This is a genomic window from uncultured Cyclobacterium sp., from assembly GCF_963976465.1.
Classification (GTDB): domain Bacteria; phylum Bacteroidota; class Bacteroidia; order Cytophagales; family Cyclobacteriaceae; genus Cyclobacterium.
In genome coordinates, this window is the sequence record NZ_CAXBOC010000319.1 from 1 (window position 1) to 6,883 (window position 6,883).

General features: G+C 41.7%; 6 protein-coding genes. All 6 read right to left on the bottom strand.

What is annotated here, in order from left to right:
• Nucleotide 1: 1 nt before the first annotated feature.
• Complete coding sequence (locus AAC037_RS16630; protein ID WP_339904123.1) at nucleotides 2–733, bottom strand: hypothetical protein; 732 nt, start codon at nucleotides 731–733, stop codon at nucleotides 2–4.
• On the bottom strand, nucleotides 730–2,154 hold the full coding sequence (locus tag AAC037_RS16635) for an HD domain-containing protein (protein WP_339904124.1): 1,425 nt from the start codon (nucleotides 2,152–2,154) through the stop codon (nucleotides 730–732). Before AAC037_RS16635 ends, AAC037_RS16630 begins: the two co-directional genes overlap by 4 nt.
• The gene (locus AAC037_RS16640) at nucleotides 2,151–2,615 is read right to left on the bottom strand and encodes a hypothetical protein (protein WP_339904126.1); all 465 of its coding nucleotides are present in this window, start codon (nucleotides 2,613–2,615) and stop codon (nucleotides 2,151–2,153) included. Before AAC037_RS16640 ends, AAC037_RS16635 begins: the two co-directional genes overlap by 4 nt.
• Nucleotides 2,616–2,747: 132 nt before the next feature.
• Nucleotides 2,748–3,701, bottom strand: a complete 954-nt coding sequence (metF, locus tag AAC037_RS16645; protein WP_339904128.1) for a methylenetetrahydrofolate reductase [NAD(P)H] — start codon at nucleotides 3,699–3,701, stop codon at nucleotides 2,748–2,750.
• Nucleotides 3,702–3,816: 115 nt separating this feature from the next.
• Nucleotides 3,817–6,531, bottom strand: a complete 2,715-nt coding sequence (metH, locus tag AAC037_RS16650; RefSeq protein WP_339904129.1) for a methionine synthase — start codon at nucleotides 6,529–6,531, stop codon at nucleotides 3,817–3,819.
• Nucleotides 6,532–6,535: 4 nt separating this feature from the next.
• Nucleotides 6,536–6,883 (bottom strand): homocysteine S-methyltransferase family protein (locus tag AAC037_RS16655; protein ID WP_339904131.1); only part of this gene is annotated, 348 nt, incomplete at its 5' end.

Below are 6,883 nucleotides of genomic sequence, written 5' to 3' on the forward strand. Positions count from 1 at the left end.
TTTATTGCAAACCTGCCAGATTTTCTTTGGCCAATTCGAAATCCGGATTAACTGCCAAAGCTGCTTCAAATGCTGTTTTGGCATCTGCATTACTTCCTTGCTCTTTGTAAATCAATCCTTTTAAATTTTCTGCTGCGGCTGTCATGCTAACTTCCTGCATTCCATTGTTTTCGCCCTTGGGAAAATTCAATTTTTGCTCAGCCGCTTTGTTGTCCTTGATCAGCATATTTACTGAATTGAGGGCTTCGTCGTATTTTTTCAGGGTGTACTGCAAATAACCTGCTTTATACAAGCTAAATAAATCTCCTGACAATAGGTGTAAAGACTCGAAATGTGGCAAGGCACGTTCTAAGGCTCCCAACTGCTCTAGAGAAAAAGCTGCCACTTCCAAAGCAGTCAGGTTTTTGTCATTTCTCTCCAACAGATCCAAAGACACAAGGGCTGCTGAACCATATTGTTCCATTTCAAAATACATGGAAGCCAGTGTTTCCGCGTAAACAAGGTTACCGGGATTTCTTTCCATTAGCTCATAAAGCTTAATTTTCGCCACTGATGCATCATTGTATCGCATGGCCAGTGAATATATCCTGTTGTCAACATCATTTTTAGCTTTATTGCTTTCGCTTGTTTCTTTGGTCTCAGGAGCAGCGGGTGTAGCTTCCTGAGCAAAGGAAAACCTTTGTGCACCGATGCACAGCAACAAAATCAATACGGCAAATTTCATTTTCATCATTTATCAGTGTTGTTTACTATTCCTTTTTTTGCAGCTAACTTGTACATTAACTCCAAGGCTTCATTTTTATTGTTCTGTATTTGTCCTTCCAGGATTGCTTCTTTGATTTCTTCTTTCAAATCACCAACCACCCTAGAAGGTTTTAATCCAAATATAGCCATGATTTCGTCACCAGTCACAGGAGGTTGGAAATTTCTTACTTGATCTTTTTCTTCTACCTCTTGAAGCTTAAGTTCCACCCTATCAAAATTAGCCAAAAATCTTTTGACTTTATTGTTGTTTTTTGAGGTGACATCAGCTCTACAAAGTTGCATTAAATCATCCACATCGTCTCCCGCTTCGAAAAGCAATCTTCTTACTGCAGCGTCTGTCACCTTATCATTAACCAAAGCAATGGGCCTTAGGTGCAATTTTACTAATTTTTGCACATATTTCATCCTTTCGTCCATGGGAAGCTTTAATCTTCTAAAGATTCCGGGTACCATTCTGGCACCTTTGTCTTCATGGCCATGAAAGGTCCAGCCCACTTTTTGATTGAATCTTTTGGTGGGTGGCTTGGCAATGTCATGCATAATAGCTGCCCACCTTAGCCAGAGGCTATTCGATCTTGCCGCAACATTGTCCAGCACTTGAAGGGTATGATAAAAATTATCCTTGTGGGACTTGTCACCTACAGAATCCACCCCTTGAAGGGCTACCATCTCCGGAAAAAACTCTTTCAATAAGCCACTTACAAACAACAACTTAAACCCGTAGGAGGGCTTATCCGTCATAATGATTTTGTTCAACTCCACGATGGTCCTTTCCCCGGAGATGATGGACATTCGATGTGCATTATTGATGATCCCATCAAAGGTATTTGCTTCAATATCAAACTTCAATTGGGCGGCAAACCTAATGGCCCTCATCATGCGCAAAGGATCATCCGAAAAAGTTATATTGGGGTCTGTAGGCGTTCGAATGATTTTTCGTTTCAAATCTTTTATGCCATTGTAGGGGTCTAATAATTCCCCAAAATTATTGGCATTTAAACCTATGCCCAAAGTGTTGATGGTGAAATCTCTTCGTTCCTGGTCTTCTTCCAGCGTACCGGCCTCTACTTTTGGTTTCCTGGAATGGGTTTGGTAAGATTCTTTTCTTGCCCCTACAAATTCCAGTTCCCAGTCACCCACTTTTATCATGGCAGTACCAAAATTTTTGAATACTGAAACCTGAGGTTTGTTTTCGAAGGCGGCAGCTACTGCTTTAGCCAGCTTGATTCCATCCCCAATGCACACAAAATCCAAATCCTTGCATGGCCTTTTCAATAGAAGGTCCCTGACAAAGCCTCCTACTACGTAGGTTTCCATTCCCAAACTATCCGCTACCCGGCCGACCTCCTCAAAGGTTTTAATATTATCTATAGAATTTGACAGATTCATCCATTTATTATTTTCACACGACCATCTTCATACAGCCCCATAAGCTTAGATTTCCGTGTAAAGGGAAAAGCCTGGGTCCCTTTAATCGTTGAAGGTCCTACTTCCGCTTTCCATTGTAAGAAAACAATTTCTCCAATTTGCTGAAGTATTTGCTTCCAGTAGGGAACGCCTACCAATGCAAATTTAATTAATCCTCCGGATTTACCCTTATTTATATTCCAGGACGGCTGTGGGCTAAGGAAAATAGTTTCATCAGCGGCATATTCTACAATATCCAAGGCGATCTCTGAAAAGTTACCTACCAAAGATTTCAATTGATAAATTTCATGGATCAAAAAACATCCTTCCATTTCTGGTGTCCATTGCTCCACTTTGATCCATTCAAAACTCAAGCCATTGGGATCTTCAAAACTTATCTTACCGTCTCCGGAAAACTGTTTGCTAATCTCTTTATTGTCCACTATTTCGGTTTTAATGGTATAGGTCTATTTTATTTTTTGAATGGAGCACTAGAAATAAAACACATTTAAGTCAATAAAAGTGCTCCATTTAAACCAAAAGCATGCCGCTATCAAAGGTTGAGGTTAGGTAAACTAAAAGACCTCTTTGGCTACTTTATAAGTGGTGTCCGCCTTGCTCATGGTATAATAATGGAGGGTAGGCACTCCATATTTAATCAATTCTTTGCTTTGCTGAATGGCCCATTCTATCCCTACCGCTTTCACGTCTGCATTACTTTTACATTTTTCCAAGGCGGTCAATAAATCGTCCGGCAAGTCCAAAAAGAAGGTTTTGGGCAAGTTTACGATTTGAGACAAAGTGGTTATGGGTTTTAAGCCGGGTATAATGGGCGCATCAATTCCTGCTGCCCTTACCTTTTCTACAAAATCAAAGTATTTCTGATTGTCGAAAAACATTTGGGTAACGATATAATCAGCTCCTGCATCAATCTTAGCTTGTAATTTTTTCAAATCAAAATTGAGGCTTGGTGCTTCAAAATGCTTTTCGGGGTAGCCTGCTACCCCTACACAAAAGTCCGTTTGAAAACCTATTTCGGTTTCGTCATGCAGGTATTTCCCCTGATTCATTCCTATGATTTGCTCTACTAGTTGAGAGGCATAGTGATGTCCATCTTTTTCAGGAACAAAATGTGACTCCAATTTGGGCGCATCACCGCGCAAAGCCAATACATTTTCTACTCCAATAAAATACAAATCAATCAGTGCATTTTCTGTTTCTTCTTTGGTAAATCCTCCACACAATAAATGCGGTACTGCATCCACTTTAAACTTGTTCATAATGGCAGCGCAGATCCCCACCGTTCCGGGCCTTTTTCTGGTACTTATTTTTTCTAACAGTCCATTGGCATGTTTCTTATACATGTATTCCTCCCTGTGATAGGTCACATCTATAAAAGGTGGGTTAAACTCCATAAGGGGGGTTATACCATCGAGCAGGTTGGTTAAACTCTGTCCTTTTAGTGGAGGAAGAATCTCAAATGAAAAAAGTGTTTTATCTGCGTTTTTTAAGTATTCGGTGACTTTCATGATTTTGTATTAAATGCTCTTTAAGGTTGGTACTTAAAAAGCTTAAATTTACTGCCAATAATATTACCTGTACTCATGGGCCTACCTGACCCAATGGTTTGTATGTCCTCCTCTCCTATCGAGGTTCCGAAGTCAATTTGGGCGTATAGGCCAAATTAGGTGAAAGCCATTTTTCAGCCTGAGCGGTAGACACACCTTTTCTTCGGGCATAATCTGCTACCTGGTCTTTACTAATTTTCCCCAGACCAAAATACCTGCTTTCTGGATGACCGAAGTAATAACCACTCACTGAAGAAGTTGGGTACATGGCAAAGCTGTCGGTAAGTTTCATCTCAGCATTTTTTTCCACTTTCAATAAATCAAAGAGGGTTCTTTTTTCTGAATGTTCCGGACATGCAGGGTACCCCGGTGCAGGTCGGATCCCTGTATAATTTTCCTTGATTAACTCTTCATTTTCTAAGGACTCATCCGGTGCATAACCCCAATATTCTTTTCTCACCAACAGATGAAGGTATTCCGCAGCTGCTTCTGCCAAGCGGTCGGCCATGGCTTTTAACATGATGTCATTGTAATCATCCCCCTGTTCTTGAAACTCCTTGAGCTTTCCTTCTATATTTAGGCCCGCAGTCACTGCAAATCCACCCATATAATCGGTACTTTCCGGGTGAATATAATCGGCCAAAGAACGGTTGGGAATCCCCTTACCTTTTTTACCCTGTTGCCTTAGAAAGTGGAAAGAATACGGTTTTCCCTCAGTATAAGCAGGATCAACCACCAAATCATCACCAGATCTTTGTACCGGAAACAAACCAAAAACTGCATTGGCTGTCAACCAGCCTTCGTTCACAATGCGGTCTAACATCTTGTTGGCATCATTGTATAATTTGAGTGCCTCTGCCCCGACTACCGGATCTTTCAAAATCTTTGGAAACCTACCTGAAAGCATCCAGGTACTGAAAAAGGGTGTCCAGTCAATATAATTTCTAATAATGGAAAGGTCCATATTCTTCAACACCGTCACCCCCAGTTTTTTTGGTTTTACCGGAGTATAATTGCCCCACTCTATGGCCACCGGATTGGCTTTGGCTTCATTATAGGTAGCCATCTGCTTCACCTCCTGCTTGGCTGCATGAACTTCCCTTAACTTTTGGTAGGTGGCTTTGATTTCCTGTTTATAGGCGTCTTTGGTTTCTTTGCTGATGGCCTCCCCTGCCACAGGAACTGACTTGGAAGCATCTGCCACATGGACAACGATGCCACTGTAAACCGGATCGATCTTCACGGCAGTGTGAATCCTGGAAGTAGTTGCTCCACCTATCAGCAATGGAATATCCAAACCTCTTCTTTCCATTTCTGATGCCACGTTGACCATTTCATCCAAGGAAGGGGTAATCAAGCCACTCAGGCCGATTATATGGGCATCATTGTCCAAAGCTTCCTGAATAATTCGTTCCGTTTCAACCATCACCCCCAAGTCTATGATCTTGTAAGAATTACAGGCCAATACCACTCCTACTATGTTTTTACCAATGTCATGCACATCTCCTTTTACCGTTGCAAGTAAAATTCGCTTCACATTGTCTTCTTGCTCTCCTGTAGTCTCGTTGGTACCCGGTAGGGGCATAAAGGGCTCGAGGTAGGCCACCGCTTTTTTCATTACCCGGGCACTTTTCACTACCTGAGGCAAAAACATTTTTCCTTCCCCAAAAAGATCTCCAACAACATTCATCCCATCCATTAGTGGACCCTCAATTACCTTCAAGGCATCTATTAATTGCAGTCTCGCCTCCTCTGTATCCTCGATGATATAATCCAACACTCCTTTGACCAGGGCATGTTGAATTCTCTTCTCTACGGGCAGGCTTCTCCAGGCTTCATCTGCTTTGCCTTTCTTTCCTTGGGATTTTACGGAGTCTGCAAAATCCAGTAATCGCTCCGTTGCATCTTCACGTTTGTTCCACATTACATCCTCCACTCTTTCTAGCAGGTCTTTGGGGATGTCGTCATAAATCTCCAACATGGAAGGATTGACGATACCCATATCCATGCCATGCTGTATGGCATGATACAAGAATACTGCATGCATGGCTTCTCTTACCGGATTATTGCCTCTAAAAGAGAAAGAGACATTACTAACCCCTCCACTAACTTTTGCTCCGGGAAGGTTTTCTTTGATCCATTTGGTGGCTTTGAAAAAGTCCACTGCATTGTTTTTATGTTCGTCCATTCCGGTGGCCACCGGAAATATATTTGGGTCGAAAATAATGTCTTGTGGATTAAAGTTTATTTTATCCGTGAGCAAGTCGTAGGATCTTTTACAAATATCGATACGTCTTTGGTAGGTGTCTGCTTGCCCTTTTTCATCAAAGGCCATGACTACCACAGCCGCACCAAACTTTTTAATGGTTTTGGCTTGAAACAAAAATTCTTCCTCCCCATTTTTCAGACTGATGGAGTTGACAATTCCTTTGCCTTGAATACATTTAAGTCCAGCCAAAATAATTTTCCATTTGGAACTGTCGACCATCACGGGTATCCTGCTTATTTCGGGTTCGGATGCCACCAGATTCAGGAATTTAACCATGGCTGCTTCTCCATCAAGCATGGCCTCATCCATGCAGACATCCAGAATTTGTGCCCCTCCTCGCACTTGGTCCAAAGCTACTTCCAGAGCTTCATCATAGTTGTCATTCAATACTAATCTTGCAAACTTCTTAGAGCCTGTGACATTGGTACGCTCACCAATATTCACAAAATTTAAGGATTCATTAAAAATCAGTGGCTCTAACCCTGATAATTGCAAGGTGGATATTTTAGTAGGTTTACTCATTAAATTAATCTTCTTCCGTTAAAACGTGCTGATTTCTGGGTGGGTATTTACTGGCAGAAGCTGCCAAAGCAGCAATATGTTCCGGGGTTGTTCCGCAACAACCGCCTACTATATTGACCCAGCCTTCTTTTAAAAACAGGTTTACTTCTTTATCCATTTCTTCCGGACCCTGATCGTATTCTCCAAACTCATTGGGAAGACCTGCATTGGGGTAAACACTTACATGGAAAGGTGATTTGTCTGACAAGACCTTTAGATAGGGTCTAAGCTCTGCTGCGCCCAAAGCACAATTTAATCCTACACTTAGTAAAGGAACATGAGCGATAGATATTAAGAATGCCTCGGTGGTTTG

Bases quoted from the DNA above. Each gene is read 5' to 3' on its own strand.
- AAC037_RS16630 (WP_339904123.1), bottom strand. From the start codon at position 733: ATGATGAAAATGAAATTTGCCGTATTGATTTTGTTGCTGTGCATCGGT.
- AAC037_RS16635 (WP_339904124.1), bottom strand. From the start codon at position 2,154: ATGAATCTGTCAAATTCTATAGATAATATTAAAACCTTTGAGGAGGTC.
- metF (WP_339904128.1), bottom strand. From the start codon at position 3,701: ATGAAAGTCACCGAATACTTAAAAAACGCAGATAAAACACTTTTTTCA.
- metH (WP_339904129.1), bottom strand. From the start codon at position 6,531: ATGAGTAAACCTACTAAAATATCCACCTTGCAATTATCAGGGTTAGAG.